Source organism: Candidatus Hydrogenedentota bacterium (assembly GCA_016791475.1).
GTDB lineage: Bacteria > Hydrogenedentota > Hydrogenedentia > Hydrogenedentales > JAEUWI01 > JAEUWI01.
The window spans coordinates 14,260-32,064 of record JAEUWI010000038.1 but is presented as its reverse complement, the minus strand read 5'-3'; the positions used below and the strand labels follow the sequence as shown (position 1 = coordinate 32,064).

The window sequence follows — 17,805 nt, the reverse complement described above, 5'->3', positions numbered from 1 at the left end:
CGGCCGTTCCTTGTTCCCCGAGCCCCGGCTCAGCCGCGACTGCCGGGAAGGCGCCTGCGAAGAATGCCCAGAAGCTGGTGGGCGTCTTCGAGGCGAAGTATCAGCGCCAGGAGCGGGTAGACCGCCATGGCCACGCCGATGGGAACGAGTACCGAGAGGAGCTCGTGGTGCAGGGAATGATCGGGGAAGCGTGCAAGCAGCAACTGATAGGTGACTCGCGCCGCGGCGCCCATCAGGCCGGCCGCCGCGCCGATCCGCGCGAGAGACCAGACGAAGGCGGCGGTGGTCAGCGAGCCGAACCGCCGTCCGAGCATCCAGTAAAGGCCGAAGAAATTTGCGGCGTAGGACAGGGTCGTGGCGAAAGCCAGCCCCTGATACCCCATGGGCTTCACGAGCAGCAGGATCAACACGATATTCAGCGCCATGCTCAGCGAGGCAATGATCACCGGCGATTTGGTGTCATGGATTGCGAAGAACCCTTGTACCGCGACTTTGACCCAGGTGAAGGCCAGCAGGCCCCAGGCGAGGTAGAACATGGCGTTCGCCGAGTGATGGGCATCCTCTACGCTGAAACCGCCGCCCGGGTGCACGAAGAGCAGACGCATCAGGGGATCGCCCAGCACCAACAGACCCACGAGGGATGGCATTACCAGGAAGGCGGACTGGCGGAAACCGAAGATGAGCGTCTCGCGAATCTCCTTCAGATCGTCGCGCGCGCCCGCCGCAGAGATGGCCGGGAGAATCGAAACGGCCACGGCGATACCGAAGATGGAGAGGGGCAACTGGACCAGCCGGTTGGAGAAATAGAGGTAAGACACGGCTTCGAGCTTATAAGCGAAGAAACTGTCCACCAGTTTGTTCACTTCTCCGGTCGCCTGTCCCACAATCACAGGACCCAGGAGCAAAAAGGCCTTGGCCACGCCGGGGTGCTTCAATTCCAGCGAAGGCAGCCAGACCCCCGTGTGCTTCTTCATCGCGTGAAACATCACTATCACCTGCCCGATGCCACCGAGCCACACGCCGGTTACCAGCGCCCAGACCGGATCGGAGAAGTAGTCCTGGTGAATGAGGCACACCGCAATGAGGGCAATATTCAGAATTACCGGCGACCACGACGCCGTGCCGTAGCGCTTGACTACAAAGAGAGGGCCCATGGCAAAGACGGCCGCGCCGATGAGCAGGAAATAGGGCATGAGCCAGTACATGACCGAGAGGGTCAGGTCCATGTCGACCGTGGTGGAATCACCACCCGTCCATGGGTCCAGTACCGAGAGAATTCCCGGCAGAAGGGGGACCAATACCATGCCCAGGGCGCTCAACACGGCGAACAGGATCAACGTCGCCCCCAGGCATGCGCGTACGAGGCGCTGAAAAGCTTCCTCGCCTTCGGTCTCCCGGCAGCGCGCAAAAAGCGGTACGAAGGCGGCATTGACCGCGCCCTCGCCGAGCATGTCGCGCAGCAGGTTGGGAAATCGGAACGCGAAGAGGAAAATCTCGCGGGAGGCGAAAGGCATATTGGCGACGACCACGTCCCGCACGAGTCCGAGGACGCGGCTGAGCATGGTGCCGCCGGCGAAAATGGCCATGAAGCGGGTAAGTTGACTTCGATTGGAACTCATCAGACCGTCGCCTGCCGATTACGTGTTGCATAGCCCCAGCAGAGGAGCAACAGGGTTGCGACGGGAAGAATGCGACCAAACCAGTCTACGGAGCCCGGAAACAGCATGCGCCCCGCTTCCGGGACGGGAAGAGCGCCCGCCCGCCGGTGCATTTTCGCATCAGAAGGCGACTGGGGGGACTGGGCCACGGCGTAGCCGCCACGCGAATTGACGAAGCCGTCGATGACGGTCAGACGGCCGTAGGCATCAAAGACTCCGGAGATGCCGCTGTTCGCGCATTGGACCAGCGGTAGCCGGTTCTCGATGGCCCGGAAGCGGGCCAGTTCCAATTCCTGCGCCAGCACATTGCTGAGGCCGAACCAGCCGAGATTGGTGATGACCACGAGATAGTCTGCCCCCAGTGCCCGACATTTTGAGGCGAGGGGTGAAAAGAGCACCTCGAAGCAGATGAGCGGGCCCAGCTTTCTGCCACCCGCCTCCAGCACCTTGTGCTCCGCACCCGAAGTCTGGCCACCCGCCGCGCCGAAGCCCTCCATAAAGGACAGCCACGACTCCAGCGGGATATACTCGCCAAAGGGGGCCAGCTTAATCTTGTCGTACCACTCGTAGGTTCCGTCGGGACGCACCAGCACGCTGCTGTTGTACGACTTGCCCCCTTCTTCCCGCACCGCCCCCGCGAAGAGGGGGGTCTGGGTGGAGCCTGCAAAAGCCTGGAGGGCGGAGAGCACGTCGGGCTCGCGAAAGTCGTCCATGATCAATGCTTCCGGCCACACGAACACGTTGGCCGGTTCCCGCCCCAGCACGGCCTCGGTTTGGGCGAAGGCGAGGTCGAGCATTTCGTCCTGAAAGTCCGGGTCCCACTTCATCTGTTGGGAGTAGTTACTCTGATACATTCCCGCGCTGTAAGAAGCGCTCTGCGATGCGGGACGCAGCATTCCGTAGCCCACGCCATGGACCAGAAGGGCCGTGAGTGCGGCGATAGCGGTGGCGCGCCAGCGCCGGGGCGGGGTCGCAATGGCCTGTGCCAGAAGCGCGTTGACCACCACCAGTATGCCCGAGATCAGAATTACCCCGCCCAGCGAGGCCAGTTGGGCAAACCAGAGATCGGGTCCCTGGCTATAGCCCAGCGCGGCCCAGGCGAAGCCCGTGAACAGCCGCGCCTGGAGCCATTCCATGGAAATCCAGCACGCGCCAAAGAGCCACGCCGCCCGCGCTCCCGGCCAACGCCGATTGATCCACGTCCACAGCACCCCCATGAGGGCCCAGTAGCCCGCCAGGGCCACACAGATGCCTTGCTGGCCCACGATTGCCCAGCCACCCGCCCAGAAAATGTTGGCCATGAGCCATTGCAGCGTGATCGTGTGGAAGATCCAGCCCGCCGCAAAGAATTGCGCCGCGGCCTGTCCGGGCGTCTGGTCCAGGCTGCGAGCCAGCAGGGGAATCAACGCGATCCATGCGAGGGGGTACCAATGGAAATTTGGCAACGCCCACGACATGAGCACGCCGGAGGCCAACGCCCAGCCATAACTGCGCAGAAAAACAATCATCGAGGGGAAAGGGCTCCGGAAGGGTGGTTCAGGGTCGCGACGGGGGATTGTGCGAAAAACAGCGCCAACTGATCAAGTTGACGCTGTGATGAAAGCTAAAATGGGTCTTATGGGTCTTATGGGTCTTATGGGTCGCGTCGCTGTCAACTGTCAACTGTCAACTGTCAACTGTCAACTGTCAACCACCGCCTAATACCGCAGCGCTTCCTTTTCCGCGTCGATTCTCTTTTCATTTTCCCAGTCGCCGTTCTTCCAGAATTCCATGGCGCGCAGGCCTTCGGGGGAGAGATTGCGCAGGTCCACCACCGTCGGGGTGACGAATATCAGCAGCGTGTTTTCCAGGGACTCGGTCTCGCGGCTCCGGAAGGGAAATCCGATGACGGGCAAGGTGCCCATGAGGGGAACGCGTGCCTCTTTGCGGCGTGCCACATGGGAGGTCAAACCGCCGGTAACCAGGGTTCGGCCATTGGGAACGTAAACGACGCCCGTTTGCGATCGCTGGGAGAATACGGGCAAGTCCAGGCCTCGAATCTGGTCGAAGCGCAGGGTGTCGGTCACATCCAGTTTCGTGATATTCAGTTTCACGAGGTCGTTGGGCATGATGGTCGGCGTCATTCCCAGGTTTACGCCGATGTTCTTGAATTCCACCTTGAGCGAGGGCGTAGCCGCCAGGAGCGATCCCTGGAAGGGGACTTCGCCGCCCGCGTTGATTTCCGCCGGCATCTTGTCGATGACGAGGAGCTCCGGCTGGGACACGGTGTCCGTATCCTGTCCTTCTTCGAGTCCGCGAAACACGGCTTCGAGCGTCCCTTCATCCGATTCAATCACACTGGCGGTCAGGCCGGCGCCTTCGCGTGTCTGGATGGCGTTGGAAGCGTTCTTGTCCTCGTCGGGGCGGTTGGGTGTTCCCACGCCGGGCACGGGCAGCGTCACCCGCGGGAAATCGGTTACCGGGTCAAAGGTTCCGGTCGCGACACGCGCGACCGAGCCCGATTGCTCGACACCTTCCACGAAACGGGTGTAGTTCAGATTGGCGCCCAACTGGCGCAGGCCGCGCTGGCTCGTCTCCACAATCTTCACCTTCACCTGAACCTGGCGAATGTCTACAGGCGGTGGCGGTGGCGGAGGTGGCGGGGGGGGCGCCGGTTCCGCCGGGGGGGCCGCCGGTGCGGCTTCCGCAGGCGGCGGCGCGGCGGGGGCGGCTTCCGCAGGTGCGGGTGCCGGCGCGGGCGGTGCCGCTTCCGCCGGGGCGGGCGCGGGCGCGGGCGCCGGAGCGGGATCCTGGGCTTGCGTGGCGGCGGCGAAGAGGCCGAGGCCCAGAAGACTTATCCAAATTAAACGGGCCCGTTTCATTCCTTTTCATCCTCCTGAAGCCCCGTCGAAATATCCTCGTCCAGGTTTTCGCCGGTCACCCCTTCCGCAATCCCCTGAGGTATCTGGGTGAGGCCCCTGAGCACGCCGGTGACCACTTCGGTCGGGCGCGTCATGAAACTCTCTTTCTCTTCGGAAGCGGTGGTCTCGTCGTATATGAGCGCGGGCACATCGGCCTTGATCAGGAAGGCCAGTTCACGGCGCGCGTCGGAAGTCTTGTTGTTGCCAATGCTGCTGCTGAGGGGCACGGGTTCCACCGCGAAGGGTACGACACGTTGAATCAGCCCGTTCATGAAGCGGTCGCCCTGGGAGAGCCAGGGCAGGGTGGACAAGTCCTTCTCGTCGGTGTCGCGGTAGAGGCCGCCCAGCATGAGGACCTGCCCATGGCGCACCCATACTTCCGTCTTTATTTCGCGGCTGACGAACTCGGGTACCTGGATGGCGTTGTTCGAATCGCCAAGCAGGCCACCCGACGAACTGTTTTCGTCCAGCGCCACGGTAATGCGCTGGCCCTCTTCTTTGACGGTCGCGATCAGGTTCAGGCGGATGTACGTGTCGCCTCGTGTATTGGGGTCGGCGTCGTCATCCACCACGGCGAGCGCCTGAATCGTCAGGGATACCCCCGTGTCTTTGAAGGCCGTGATGGACACCGGTGTATAGACAAATACCTGCTTGTCCTCGTAGGGGATCTGCTGGGCAGTCTTGATGATGGTCGGGATAGCGTCGTTGGCCGGGGCGACGGGTACCAGGGCGGTGGGCTGGGAAAGGATGAAAGCCCGCCCCTGCTCCACGAGGCCCTGAAGGACCACCTCGATGTCGCCGTACTTGGTGACCAGGCGGTCGAGAAATACGGTGATGCCGCTCGTGGTGCTGGTGGGGAAGGTGATATCCGAAGAGGAAATACTGCCCACGCCGCTGTCCGCGCGGCCATAGGGCTGGGGCTCGGTGCGCTGCTTGAAATAGGCGCTGAGTCCCGTTTCCACATCTTTGCTCGTCTGGAACTCGATGACTTTCACCGAGACCTGAACCTGCTGGGGGGCCTGGGCCGCCACCGGCACGCCAGGCATGGCCAGAAGCAGGGCCGCTATGATGAGTTGTGCGCGCATGGGATCCTTACTGCGAATAGGCGACCGTACACTCGTGTCGATGCACGTTGGCGATATTGTCAAAATGGCTGAAACGCACGCTGAACGCGCGCACCTCGCCGGGTTTCAGACGGCCCAGTTGAACCGTCTGCGTATCGTAGACCTGGCCCGCGATTCCGAAGATGGTCACGGTCACCGATGCGTCCAGCAGGAGCTGATCGCCCCGGTTGACCGTCTGACCGGCCACATTATAATACTCTTCCTGATAGCCGTAGTGATCCGCGCGAAACTGGCCGCTGCGGAACGACTGAACGTTGAACACGGCCAGCGGGGCCGCCGCCGCCTCGCGCCGCGTCACCTCTTCCGGCGTGAGGACAACGTATCCGCCGCCGGGAGCCGGCTCCATCCGCTGTCGGAGGAGGGCGTCATCCTTCAGCGACGGCCAGACCCGAAACACTTTCGCGTAAACCGCCGACGCCTTTTCAAAGTCGCCATCCTGCCAGTAGGTGTCGGCCAGTTCCAGATTGGCCGCGAGTTCTTCGGGGGCGGAGACGCCATCATACCGCGCCACGCGCGCTTCCAGGGCCGAGCGAGCGCTTCCCTTCCGCGCACGCGCGCCCTCTATCCCGCGCAAGTACTCGCGGCACAACGGAGCAAATTCGCCTTCCGGGGCGGCGGCGACGTACTTTCGGAAATAGTCCTCGGCGTAGTAGATGCCTTCAATCTTGTAGTAGGTCAGCCCGAGCAGATAGAGCGCCTCCGTACCCGCGTCGGTGCCGGGATTTTGCGCGGCGATGGCGGTGAGGCGGGGGATCACCCGAGAATGCTCACCCGAGTCGAGCATTCGGCGGGCCTGGGCCAACTCTTGGTCCGCGGTAAGGCTGTTGACCGCCGTTCGCTCCAGCGCGTAGGGGCCTCGTCCATCCCGCAGGCTCTGAGGGCCCGCAATCTGGCAGCCTGAAATCGCAACCAGTCCCGCAGATATCACCGCGAGGAGACAGACGGATTGATCCCCCGGGGTGCGAAGCACGGTCTTCATGATGGGCAGGCCAGCAAATGCGTTACTACTTGAGCTTCTCTAGAACCAGTTCGGTTATGTCGTCGGCGGGAATCGCGGGTTCCATCGTTTCCAGGTAACCATCCGCGACGATCAGGTCGTAGGTCGATTCCTCGCCCACCTCCTTGATCAGTTGCTGGGCTCGTTCGCTGGCTTTGCTGATTAGAATCCAGTACTTGGCCGAACCGCTGACAATTTTCTTCTTCTTGATGGACGAATATTCCGGGGTGGCCTTCACAATTTCCTGATAGTTAACCCGGGCCGGCTTTTCGAATTTTTCCGGCACGCCATAGAAGATTTTCTGCAGATCCTGTTGCTCGGGAGGTATGGAAAGCCCCCACGCCGTAGCCCCAACGGCAATGGCGGTCAAGCACAGCAACCAGTTCGTGTATGTACGAAGTCCCATTTTGGAACGCTTTCTACCCGGCGATGCAGTACAGCCACGCGCTCGGGGGTTGTTATCGTTCTAAAACGTACTAATGGTACGCTTCACGTCCTTTTTGTGTCAATTAAATACCCGCCACGCCCCGGCCCTTGTGGGGTAGCCTCCTGGGCTACCCGCACCGGTAGGCCCGGGCCACTGGTGTACTTCATGCCCCGTAACGCGAAAAAGTTTCCTGAAAACCGGTTTTCTTTTCGGCGCATGCGGGACGCGAGCACCCAGCCTACGCCTTGCGCTCTCCTGAATCAATAATACCACCGAGGGGGGGCCTTGTGACACCCCCGTGGGGCGATTCCAGAGCCGGGTTGGCGGACCACGGGTTGCGGCGCGCTCCCGCCGTCAACGCGGGCGAGCGCGGAATCGTTCACTCGTTGCATCATTCTTGCCGCGGCGGGTACTATACCGGGGCTCAAACAGCAGGATTTTCGCCCCGATCCGGGGGGTAAGGATAGCACCCATGAAGAATTCCGTGTTCACGCTGGCCCTCGGCCTTTCCATCCTCGCCCTGACCGTCGCGCTTAAGGCGCCGGGGCAGGAAGGCGCCGACCAGACCTGGGTCTGGGCCACACCCGAACCGGCGGTTCCGGCGCGCCATCTGTCGCTCGAAGTTACACGGTCAGCAGACGACGGGGCCGGTCAAATTATTCATTTCACAGGGGCTGTGCGGAGCACCCTGGGATACAACAACACCCGTGTGGCGTTGGAGGTGACGGACAGTGCGGGAACGGTGATGAGTTCGGGCGAGCAGGGTCTAAATGTGCTGGCGGGCGCCACGGAGTGCCGGATCGTGTTCGACGCGACCGCCCTGCCCCTGGGGACCTACAAGGCCCGAATCTATCTCTCCCATCCCCAGCTTCTGGACCAGCCGTCTCACACGATCATACTGCGTAAAGTCAATGGTGTGAAGCTTCTGGAGCTGCTCGGGGCCTCGCGGGCGCGTCTCGATGCCCTGGAGAAGGCCCTGGACAAGACCGACAGCAGCGAGGGAAGTCTGCCCTATCTGCGGCTGAAGGCCAGCATCGCGGGGGATGTCTTGCGGAAGGCGGAAGAAAACGGCCAGAAGGGCGAGTGGGAATCGCTGGAGCAGCGCCTCCGCTTCGTGACGCTGCGGCTGGACGCCATACATGGCGGACTGGTCTTCGGTGCGGCGGCGCCCGAGCGTTTACCGGCCGCGGTCCATCCCGCGCTCAACGGGATTGCCATTGAGAACGGCGGATTTTCCGCGCAGGGGACGCCGGTCTTCCTGTTTGGCGGGGCGTTGCCGGCGCTGGACAGCGAGGCGCTGGCTTCACTGCGCCGCTATCAGTTCAACGCCGCCTCGCTGACGCTGGGTCGCGAGGAAAAGCCGGGTACCGTTCAGAATCCGGCGGACCAACTCGGCCGGTTGCGGGATGTGCTGGACGCGGCGGTGGCGCAGAACGTGAGCCTGATGGTGCAGTTGGCGCCGGAGCAACTCACGCCGGAGTTTCTTGCGAGCCACCCCGATGTGAAGCATGAGGGGTACGTGGACATTGCTCGGCCCGAAGTTCGCGAGGACTGGCAGGCCTATCTTGGTCAGGTGCTTCCAGTTCTGAAGGGGCAGCCCATGGTGGCGGGGGTGAGCCTCGCCAGCGATCCGCATTTTCATTTTTCCGGGCTTGACATTCGGGACGGTTTCCTGGAGTTCATCCGTTCCAATTATCCCGATCGGTTGACGCTCAATCGGTCGTGGCGGGCCCATCTTGCGGTTCTGGAGGATATCACCCTTTGGAGCACGGATCCGCTGGATACCTATCAGGCCCATCGCCCCTATCAGTTTGACTGGCAGACCTATCACCAGAGCCTGGGCAACGCCTATTTCGACTGGGCCCGAAATCTGGTGGGCGCTCAACTGCCCGGTACACCCCTGGCGGCGACCATGACCGACGTGGTGTTCGCCAAGGGCGAAACGCGCTACGGCGTGAACCGCGAGCGCCTTGCCGAGTCGCTTCAGATCGCGGCATGCAGCGGCGAAGTGGCGGCCGAGGACCCGATCTATGCCATGGGCTACCCCAAGGCTTCGGCGTACTACACCCTGCTCAAGTCGTTCCAGCCCGGACAGCCCGTGTTCAACCTGAACAAAGTGCTGACGTTGAGTGCGGGACAGACCGGTGAGCGCGGGTTCCGCTTTGCCCATTCGGCGATATGGGAGGGGGCCATGTCCGGCCTGAACGGCGCCACGGTTCCCATGGATTCCCTGTTGTTCCAGCAGCCCGAAGCCCTGGAGGGCTTCGCCACGGCCGCGCTGGATGTCAACCGGCTCGCCCCCATCGTGCGCGCTTTTCAGAATGCGCCCACGGACGTGGGCATTCTGTTCAGCTCGGCCTCCAAGGTGTTTGACGATGGCGAACCCCATCTCGAATCGGCCATCAATGCCTACGACGGCGCGGCCTTTGGCGGCTACAACGTCCGTTTCATTACCGAGGCGCAATGCGTCAACGGCGCGCTGGACGACCTGAAGATCCTGGTGATTCCCAACACGCCGGCCCTCGGCGACGGCGCCTTTCAGAAGATCAGCGCGTTTGTGGAGGCGGGCGGCACGGTCGCGCGCACGGGCGCGCCGATTCCCTACAATGAGCGGGGATTCTCCCGGGGCGACCTGATCCGGAACACGGGGAATACGGTACTCGTTCGCGGATTGAATCTACCGACCGAATACCTTCATGCGATGGATGCCGCCACCGTGCTCGGCGCGCTCCCCCAGATCCCGAGGGCGATCACGGCGCAGGGTTACCCCGTGGAGGGGGTGAAAACGCGGTATGTGGTGCATGAGGGCAGCGCCTATCTGTACATCATCAATCTGCGCAAGGAGCCGGTTTACGTCACGCTGGCGACCCAGGTATCGCGGGGCCGCGACTTGATTCAGGGCCAGGATGTGGAGTTTCCCACCACGCTGGAGCCGCTGGTGCCGCGATTGCTCAAGCTGGCGCCGGAAAACCTGGAAATGACCGTTACGGCGTCGGCGGGTGTTGGCGGCTGAAACCCCGGCGGTGGAGAAGTACCCCCCTGGCGTGTTTCGATCCGACTTTCTTCGAACCGGGCTTCATTTCCGGTGTCTAAAGGCGCATGATCAGGTCGCCGCGTCCAATGCGCGCGATCCGGCAGTGAAAACCATCGCGGACCTCGTTCCGCGTACCGAAGAAGGAGTTTCCCAATGCATAAGCTGCTTTCAGTTGTCGTGATTGCCGCCCTGGCGCTGCCCGCCATGTGCCCGGCCCAGGAAGGCGCGAAAGGGGACAAGCCGGCGCTGAAGCTGGCCGATCCACTGAAGGAATCGGCGAGTCCGGGCGAGTCCACCCTGGCCGATCAGACCGACGTGGCCCTTACGGCCTACAACACGAATCGCGCCCTGGTGCGCGATCGGCGGACGATCAAGCTGCTGCCCGGTGAAATGACCCTGAAATTCATGGATGTGGCGGCGCAGATCATGCCGGAGACGGTGAGCCTGAAGTCGGTCTCCAATCCTGGCGGACTTCAAATCCTGGAACAGAACTACGAATACGATCTGATGACCCAGGCTTCGCTGCTGAACAAGTACGTGGGCAAAAACGTGCGGCTGATCAACAAGTCCAACGACCTTTCCTTCATCGAAGAGACGGCGACGCTGCTCAGCAACAACGACGGCCCGGTCTACCAGATCAACGATGACATCTATCTGGGCCACCCCGGCTCCGTCGTGCTTCCGGAGATTCCCGAGGAGCTCATCGCCAAGCCGTCGCTGATCTGGCTGTTGAACAACGGCGGCACCGATCACGAGGTCGAAGTGACCTATCTCACCAACGGCGTGTCGTGGAAGGCCGACTACGTGGCGACCCTGTCGAAGGACGAAGAGACGATCGACCTGGAAGGCTGGGTAACGCTGACCAATGAATCGGGGGCCCAATACACGAATGCCCAGTTGAAGCTGGTGGCGGGCGACGTGAATGTGGTGCAGAATGCCCCGATGCCCATGATGGCCAAAGCGGGCGCGATGGAGATGGTGGCCTTCGACGCCGCCGCGCCGATGCAGCAGGAGGCCTTTGGCGAGTATCACCTCTATACCCTGCCGCGCCGCACCACCATCAAGCAGAACCAGACCAAGCAAGTGAGTCTGCTTCGGGCGGACGGCGCCGCCGTGACCAAGGTCTATGAGTTTCGCGGGCCTGGCCACTACTACACCCAGCCCACTCCCTCGCAGCCGGAGCATATCAGCGTGACGCTGAAACTGAAGAACGAAGAGGCGAACAAGCTCGGCATGCCCCTGCCCGCGGGCGTCATGCGGGTCTATCAGGAGGATTCGTCCGGCATGCTCCAGTTCACCGGCGAAGACAACGTGAAGCACACGCCGAAGGATGAGGAGATTACCCTGCGCCTGGGCAATGCCTTCGATGTGATGGGCGAGCGCACCCAGACCGATTTCAACGTGGTGGGCGTGAATGTTCACCAGTCCAGCTATAAGATCGTGCTGCGCAATCACAAGGACACGGCTGTTACGGTGGACGTCGTGGAGAGTATTCCCGGCGACTGGAAGATACTCGAGGCATCCCACCCCCACGTGAAGAAAGATGCCCAGACGGCGGTGTTTACGATCCCGGTGCCGGTCGATGGCGAGGTGGAACTGACCTACCAGGCGCAGGTCCGGTTTTAGCCTGGACTAAGGGCTCGCGCGGTTCTCCGGGTCCAATGGGTTGATGGCGTTAGCGCCCGCCCATTGGACCCTTTTTCACAGGTTCCCCTGCGCGACTTGAACCTTGCCTCGCGTTTATTCCGGGTGTGATGGGGCATTCAGGGCGTCTCGGACGGCGACGAGCAGCCCGCGAATCGTGAAGGGCTTTTGCAAGTGAAGGATACCCTTCTCCAGCAGGCCATGCCTGCTGATGACATCGCGCGTGTATCCCGACACATAGAGTACTTTGAGATCGGGGGCGCCGGTCCGCAGGTGGAGATAAAGTTCCTTTCCGTTCATTCCGGGAAGGATCACGTCGGTCACCAGCAGATCGAAGGGAGGCTGGGCGGCGGCGAAAATGTCAATGGCCTTCTGGGGAAGGGGAGCACTGGTGATCTTGTAACCTTCCGCCTGGAGCGTTTCCACGATCAACTGCCGGACGATTTCGTCGTCTTCGACGACCAGAATTCGCTCGGTACCCTTGAGCGACTCGGGAACCGCCTGGATTGGTGAGTTGCCGGTGGCGGCTTCGAGCGCGGCGGGGAAATAGACTTTGAAGGTCGAGCCCTGTCCGGGTTCGCTGTAGACCCAGATGCTGCCGTTGTGCTGCTTGACGATTCCGTACACGGTGGCGAGGCCCAGGCCCGTGCCGCGCCCCACTTCCTTGGTGGTGAAGAAAGGCTCGAAGATTTTCTGCCGCGTCTCGGCGTCCATACCGGTGCCGGTATCGCTTACCGCCAGCATGACATGGGGGCCGGGCGCCACATTGGGGTGGTGCCGGGCGTAGGTCGCGTCCAGTTCCACATCCGCCGTTTCGATCGTGAGAGTGCCGCCATCGGGCATGGCGTCGCGGGCGTTGATGACGAGGTTCAGAATGACCTGCTCGACCTGAACGGCGTCGGCGTACACGGCATGGAGGTCGGGGTTCAGGGCGTTGACAATTTCAACACTCTCGCCCAGCAGGCGGCGGATCATCCCGGTGAAATCGAGTACGACTTCATTGAGATTGAGAACCTCGGGTCGCAGGATCTGCTTGCGGCTGAAGGCCAGAATCTGGGAAATGAGTTTGGCGCCGTGGTTTCCCGCGGTGAGCACATAGCTCAAGTCGCGATGGTACGGGCTGTCCGGGCCGATATCGTTGAGCACCATTTCCGTGAAGCCGCAAACGGCGGCGAGCACGTTGTTCATGTCGTGGGCGATGCCCCCGGCGAGGCTGCCGATGGACTCCAGCTTCTGGGCCTGGTACAGGAGTTCCTCGGTGCGCTTCAGGGCCTCCTCCGCGTTCTTGCGCGCGCTGATGTCGATGCGCGAGCCGACGACTTCTCTCGGGGCCTCATCCGCGCCGCGCAGAAGTCGCCGCTCGTCGTGGATCCACATATAGTGGCCCGCCTTGTGGCGGATTCGGTACTCCAGAGAGACATAATCCTCGCGCAAGAGGCGGGCCTCCCCCTCCGCGATGGTATCCCGTTCGTCGGGGTGCGCCACAAGGGCGAGCCAGTTTGGCCGGAGGCCTTCCGCCGAGGGCCAACCCGTGATGCTCTCAAGATTCTCACTGACCCAGGTGGGCACGAATTCGCCGTCCCGGTAGGCCATCGCATAGATGTTGGTCGGACTGGCCGAGAGTAGATGATCGAGGAGGGTGGTCTTCTCCCGCAGTTCCTTCGTGCGCTGTTCGACCAATTGCTCGAGTTGGCCGTGGAGTCGGGCCCGCTCCAGGGCCAGCCCGGCCTGGTGTCCCACGCCGTGGAAGACTTGGAGTTCCTCCTCCGTGAAGGGGTGCCCCGACGCGTTGACGAGATTCAGGATAGCCGCGGGCTGGGTACCCACCCAGAGGGGGATTGAGGCCTGGGCCCGCGCGGAGAAGTTGGGCACGGCGCAATGGAGCAGGGTTTCGCAATGAAGATCGCCGGCGTTCTGATCCCAGGCGCCGGCGAGGAAGCGCCGCCGGCATTCACATCCCCCGTTCTTTCCGCCGGGCTGCTGGAAGACGGTGTCATTGCCCTTTACGGCGGCGACATGGAGGTCGCGCGGGGGATCGCAGGCGTAAATCCACCCCGCGGCGACGGCGGGGAGCTCCAGGACGCGTTCGAGGACACGAACGAGGACATCGGCTTCCAGGGTACACTGGTTCAAGCCTTCCGCGACGCGGAAGAGTCCGTTCAGGGACTGATTTGAGAGTTCGAGGCTCTTGTTGAGCTGGACGGCCTCCTCGTAGGTGGAGATGAGAAGGTCGAAGATCTGCTGGCGCTCCGCCGTGATGAAGTGCCGCTGCCCGCTCAGGTCGATCTGGATGCCCATCTGGACCTTTTCGCTTTGTCGCAGCGCCTTGTTTGTGAGGATGTAGCTGACGCGCTGCAGGAGGTAGTCGTCGCTGTAGGGTTTTCGTATGAAGTTGTCCGCCCCGCATTCCAGGCCCAGAATAATGTCATGGGGATCGGAGAGGGTCGTGAGGAGGATGATCGGCACCTGGCTCAGCTCGGGATCCTGGCGGAAACTGCGGGCCAGTTCGTAGCCGTTCATCCTGGGCATGATGATATCGGTAATGAGCAGGTCGGGCCGGTTGGCCTGGGCCCTGGCCAGCGCTTCCTCGCCATTGCGTGAAACGTCGGCGACGAAGCCTGCCTGTTCGAGGAGAAACTGGAGTTTGACCGCCTGGGTCGGGCTGTCCTCCGCAATCAGAATATGCCTGCCGGCGTTGGGATAGGTGGTGCCTGTAGCCATGATTGTACTTCCTTCCGGCGTTACGGTTGGGATAACGACGCCAGTGTTGTCGCAATTTTCTGCGGCGGTAATATGTACTGAGCCGCGCCGAGGCGTTTTGCCTCGCCGGGCATCCCATAAATGACGGCGCTTTCTTCATCCTGTGCGAAGGTCAGGGCGCCGATGTCGTTGAGGTGCTTGAGTTCCGCCGCGCCATCGATCCCCATGCCGGAAAGCAGAATGGCGGCGGATCGAAGTCCGTAGACCTCGGCGACGGAACGAAAGAGATAGGAGACGGATGGTGCGAAGCCGTTTTCGGGTTCCGGTGCGCCGAGGCGAAGCCGACCGCACGCGTCGACGCCCATCTGGTGCCCATCGGGCGCGACATAGGCGTGACCCCGCACGAGAAATGCGCCATGGCCCCCGAGCAGCACGGGCCTTCCGCAGGTGTGGGCGAGCCATTCCACGAAGCCCTGGATGAAGCCGCCGGCCATGTGCTGCACGATGAGAATGGGTATGGAGAAGTTCTCCGGCAGGGATTTCAAGAAGGATTGTATGACGACCGGGCCGCCCGTGGACGCGCCCACGGCCACCATATCGATTTGCTTGCGGCTTGCGGGGGCGGTGGGGCGATCCGGCTGGAAGGTGGTGGGGGTCTGTGCGGCGGCCCTGGGCCAACGCCGGACGACGCGAACCTCGGCCATGGCGAGAACGGTCTGCACGAGCTCCGCGGCGGCATATTTGTGATCGGGATGGCCGATCCCCGGCGGCCGTGCGACCACCGCGACCGCGCCGGCCTCCAGGGCGCGAAACGTGGTGGCGACTTCGTCGGTTTTCCAGCTTCCGCTGACGATGATGATGGGGAGGGGGCAGGTCTCCATGATCCTGCGGGTGGTCTCGAAGCCGTTCATCCCGGGCATGTTGATATCCATGGTGACAATGTCCGGGCGGAGCGTGGCGATGGCCTCCAGCGCTTCCCTGCCGTTCGCCGCCGTGCCGGCAATGGTCACGCCCGGGGTGGAGCCGAGGATATAACTCAGCAGCTCCCGGACAACCAGGGTATCATCGACTATCAGGATACTGACCACGTGAAGCCTTTCTAGAGGAGTCGCTTTATCGCTTCGAAGAGATTGCTCTGGTCGAAGCTGCTCTTGACGATGTAGGCATTGGCGCCCGCCTCGATGCCGCGCTCGCGGTCCTCTCGGGACTCGAGGGCGGTGACAAGAATGACGGGAATTGTGCCCAGTTCCCGGTCCGCGCGGATTCGCGCGGTAAGTTCAAAGCCGTTCATGCGTGGCATTTCCACGTCGGAGACGACGATGTCGATTTTGTTGGTGCGGATCGTGGCCCACGCTTCCGCCCCATCGACGGCGGGGAAAACGAAATAGCCGGCTGTTTCCAGGATCGTCTTCAGCAGGGTGCGGGCGGTGATGGAGTCCTCCGCCAGCAGCACGTTGAACGCCCGCCTTTCGGCGGCGGGTTCGGGCGCGGTGGCGCCGCCAGCGCCGCCACCGTGGATGGCGGTATGGATAATGTCGGGGAGGTGCAGGATCGGGACCAGGGCGCCGCCGCCGAGCACGGCCGCACCCGCGATGTGGCGGACGCGGGCGAGTTGTCTTCCCAGGCTTTTTACGAGAACTTCCTGCTCCGCGACAACTTCATCGACCAGCAGGGCCAGGCGGCGGTTTGCGGCTTCGACGACGAGGGCGCAGTGGGGGCGTTCGTCCGCGAGGTCTTTGCGAGACTCCGCCAGGCCCAGAATCCGATTCAGGCGGGCCAGAGCGAGTAGTTCGTCGTTGACGCGGAGGATTTCCTTGCCCTCGGCGCTTTCCAGGGTGCCGGGCCGGACCCGGAGAACCCGGCGGACACTGTGGGTCGGCAGCAAAAAGGTGTGTTCGCCGCACTTCACGAGCACGCCGCGAAAGGTCGCCAGGGTAATGGGGACCCGAAGTGCGATCTCCGCGCCACCGCCCGCGGGCACGGATAATTCCACGGTCCCCCCCAGCCGCTCGACCTTGTTGCGCACGATTGCGAGACCCAGACCCCGCCCCGATACGTCGGTGAGTATGGGGCTTGTGGAGACGCCCGAGTGAAAGGCCAGCACGGCCGGGTCTTCCCGATTCGGCGATGCATCCTCCTCCGGCGCAAGAATTCCAGAGCGCAAGGCGGCCGCGCGCAGGGCTCTGGTGTCGAAACCCCGTCCGTCGTCGCGAATCCTCAGCTCGAAGTAGCGGTTTTCGAGCTGCGCGGCGCGGATGGCTATGCCGCCCCGTGGAGGTTTGTTCTTCTCCCGGCGGGCCGCGGGCGTCTCGATCGCGTGGTCGACGCAATTTCTTACGATATGTACCACCGGCGCGCGAAGCTCTTCGAGGACCCGCCGGTCCACCTCGATGTGTTCGCCTTCCAAGGTGACTTCGATGTCCTTGCCCTGATCCCGGGCGAGGTCGCGCACCAGCTTGGGCATCCCTTCGAGCAAGGTTCCCACGGGCAGCATCAGGGCCTGCTTGAGTTCCGACAGCAGGCTCTCCAGCATGGCGGAAAAGGCCCGCTGGTCGCGATCGGCCTCCCGCGCGGCGGTGGAAAGCCTGTGGACAATCGCCGCGCCGGTGACATCGTCGGTCGCGTCCCGCGCGGGTGCTTCGCGAGTCCACTCCCGCACCAGGCTGCCCAATTGGGCGAGATCGGCGGCGCGCTCCACGGCGGCCAACTTGATGCCGGTGAGTTCTTCGCTGCGGAGCAGAATCGTGTCCATCCGCGCGGCTGGAATGCGGACGGTGTCGGCACGGGGGAGGCGTCCGACCGGTTCGGCGCGGGGTGGAGCGGGTTGGGGGGCTTCGGCGGCCTCCGCCGCGAGGGGAGGGGGGGCCGCGGGTGGTGTTTCCCGCTCGGCGGGCTCCGGTTCAGGTTCCGCATTGAGGGCGATGTCCAGATCGCGGAGGGCATCGCCGGCGTTGTAGCCGCTGGCGCCATCGACGGGATCGATGGCCGCCACCGCCCGCTGGAGCGCGTCGATGGAACGGTGGAGGGCGTCAAAGACCTGCGGTGACGTTGGACGCCGTGCGTGCTTCCAATCGGAGAACACATCCTCCAGCCGGTGGCAGTGCCGCGCGACTTCATTGAGATTCACGGCCCGCGCGGCGCCCTTGAGGCTGTGGGCGTCGCGGAATACGGTTTCGACGGCTTCCGTGTCGTCCGGGTTGGATTCCAGGCGCACGAGGCCCTGCGACATGGCATCAAGCAGCTCCCGCGCCTCCTGTTGGAAGGTCGCCATCAGCCGTTTCAGAAACTCGCGCTCGTTCATACCCATGGGCCCCGCCTTTT

11 protein-coding genes are annotated in these 17,805 nt (G+C 62.9%); 2 read left to right on the top strand and 9 right to left on the bottom strand.

Going from position 1 to position 17,805, the window contains the following annotated elements; all coding sequences use genetic code 11:
- Positions 1 to 29 precede the first annotated feature (29 nt).
- From murJ to JNK74_18870, 6 genes are all read right to left on the bottom strand, one after another.
- Positions 30 to 1,619, bottom strand: a complete 1,590-nt coding sequence (gene murJ / locus JNK74_18895; GenBank protein MBL7648252.1) for a murein biosynthesis integral membrane protein MurJ — start codon at positions 1,617 to 1,619, stop codon at positions 30 to 32.
- Positions 1,619 to 3,166, bottom strand: coding sequence for an apolipoprotein N-acyltransferase (lnt, locus tag JNK74_18890; protein MBL7648251.1), 1,548 nt, complete (start codon positions 3,164 to 3,166; stop codon positions 1,619 to 1,621). The genes murJ and lnt overlap by 1 nt, the downstream gene beginning before the upstream one ends.
- Before the next feature lie 189 nt (positions 3,167 to 3,355).
- The gene (locus JNK74_18885) at positions 3,356 to 4,519 is read right to left on the bottom strand and encodes a type II and III secretion system protein (GenBank protein MBL7648250.1); all 1,164 of its coding nucleotides are present in this window, start codon (positions 4,517 to 4,519) and stop codon (positions 3,356 to 3,358) included.
- Positions 4,516 to 5,643, bottom strand: coding sequence for a hypothetical protein (locus JNK74_18880; GenBank protein ID MBL7648249.1), 1,128 nt, complete (start codon positions 5,641 to 5,643; stop codon positions 4,516 to 4,518). Before JNK74_18880 ends, JNK74_18885 begins: the two co-directional genes overlap by 4 nt.
- Positions 5,644 to 5,650: 7 nt before the next feature.
- A complete protein-coding gene (locus JNK74_18875; protein ID MBL7648248.1) occupies positions 5,651 to 6,661 on the bottom strand; it encodes a hypothetical protein in 1,011 nt (336 codons plus the stop codon).
- A gap of 25 nt (positions 6,662 to 6,686) precedes the next feature.
- Positions 6,687 to 7,085 carry a hypothetical protein gene (locus tag JNK74_18870; protein ID MBL7648247.1) on the bottom strand — a complete coding sequence of 133 codons (399 nt, stop codon included), beginning with the start codon at positions 7,083 to 7,085 and terminating at the stop codon, positions 6,687 to 6,689.
- Between the two features lie 493 nt (positions 7,086 to 7,578).
- On the opposite strand from JNK74_18870, the gene JNK74_18865 reads away from it, so the two are divergent.
- Positions 7,579 to 10,119, top strand: coding sequence for a hypothetical protein (locus JNK74_18865; GenBank protein MBL7648246.1), 2,541 nt, complete (start codon positions 7,579 to 7,581; stop codon positions 10,117 to 10,119).
- A gap of 174 nt (positions 10,120 to 10,293) precedes the next feature.
- Positions 10,294 to 11,766 (top strand): DUF4139 domain-containing protein, encoded by a 1,473-nt coding sequence (locus tag JNK74_18860; GenBank protein ID MBL7648245.1) that lies wholly within the window; start codon positions 10,294 to 10,296, stop codon positions 11,764 to 11,766.
- A 114-nt stretch (positions 11,767 to 11,880) separates the two neighbouring features.
- On the opposite strand, the gene JNK74_18855 is transcribed toward JNK74_18860, so the two are convergent.
- Genes JNK74_18855 through JNK74_18845 form a run of 3 tightly spaced genes read right to left on the bottom strand, consistent with a single transcriptional unit; the run spans position 11,881 to position 17,791 of the window.
- Complete coding sequence (locus tag JNK74_18855; protein ID MBL7648244.1) at positions 11,881 to 14,505, bottom strand: response regulator; 2,625 nt, start codon at positions 14,503 to 14,505, stop codon at positions 11,881 to 11,883.
- 20 nt (positions 14,506 to 14,525) lie between these two features.
- Entirely contained in the window at positions 14,526 to 15,572 is a 1,047-nt protein-coding gene (gene cheB / locus JNK74_18850; protein MBL7648243.1) for a chemotaxis-specific protein-glutamate methyltransferase CheB, read from the bottom strand.
- A gap of 11 nt (positions 15,573 to 15,583) precedes the next feature.
- Positions 15,584 to 17,791, bottom strand: a complete 2,208-nt coding sequence (locus JNK74_18845; protein MBL7648242.1) for a response regulator — start codon at positions 17,789 to 17,791, stop codon at positions 15,584 to 15,586.
- Positions 17,792 to 17,805 lie beyond the last annotated feature (14 nt).

Bases quoted from the DNA above. Each gene is read 5' to 3' on its own strand.
- JNK74_18860 (MBL7648245.1), top strand. From the start codon at position 10,294: ATGCATAAGCTGCTTTCAGTTGTCGTGATTGCCGCCCTGGCGCTGCCC.
- lnt (MBL7648251.1), bottom strand. From the start codon at position 3,166: ATGATTGTTTTTCTGCGCAGTTATGGCTGGGCGTTGGCCTCCGGCGTG.
- JNK74_18855 (MBL7648244.1), bottom strand. From the start codon at position 14,505: ATGGCTACAGGCACCACCTATCCCAACGCCGGCAGGCATATTCTGATT.
- JNK74_18870 (MBL7648247.1), bottom strand. From the start codon at position 7,085: ATGGGACTTCGTACATACACGAACTGGTTGCTGTGCTTGACCGCCATT.
- JNK74_18875 (MBL7648248.1), bottom strand. From the start codon at position 6,661: ATGAAGACCGTGCTTCGCACCCCGGGGGATCAATCCGTCTGTCTCCTC.
- JNK74_18880 (MBL7648249.1), bottom strand. From the start codon at position 5,643: ATGCGCGCACAACTCATCATAGCGGCCCTGCTTCTGGCCATGCCTGGC.
- JNK74_18845 (MBL7648242.1), bottom strand. From the start codon at position 17,791: ATGGGTATGAACGAGCGCGAGTTTCTGAAACGGCTGATGGCGACCTTC.
- JNK74_18885 (MBL7648250.1), bottom strand. From the start codon at position 4,519: ATGAAACGGGCCCGTTTAATTTGGATAAGTCTTCTGGGCCTCGGCCTC.
- murJ (MBL7648252.1), bottom strand. From the start codon at position 1,619: ATGAGTTCCAATCGAAGTCAACTTACCCGCTTCATGGCCATTTTCGCC.
- JNK74_18865 (MBL7648246.1), top strand. From the start codon at position 7,579: ATGAAGAATTCCGTGTTCACGCTGGCCCTCGGCCTTTCCATCCTCGCC.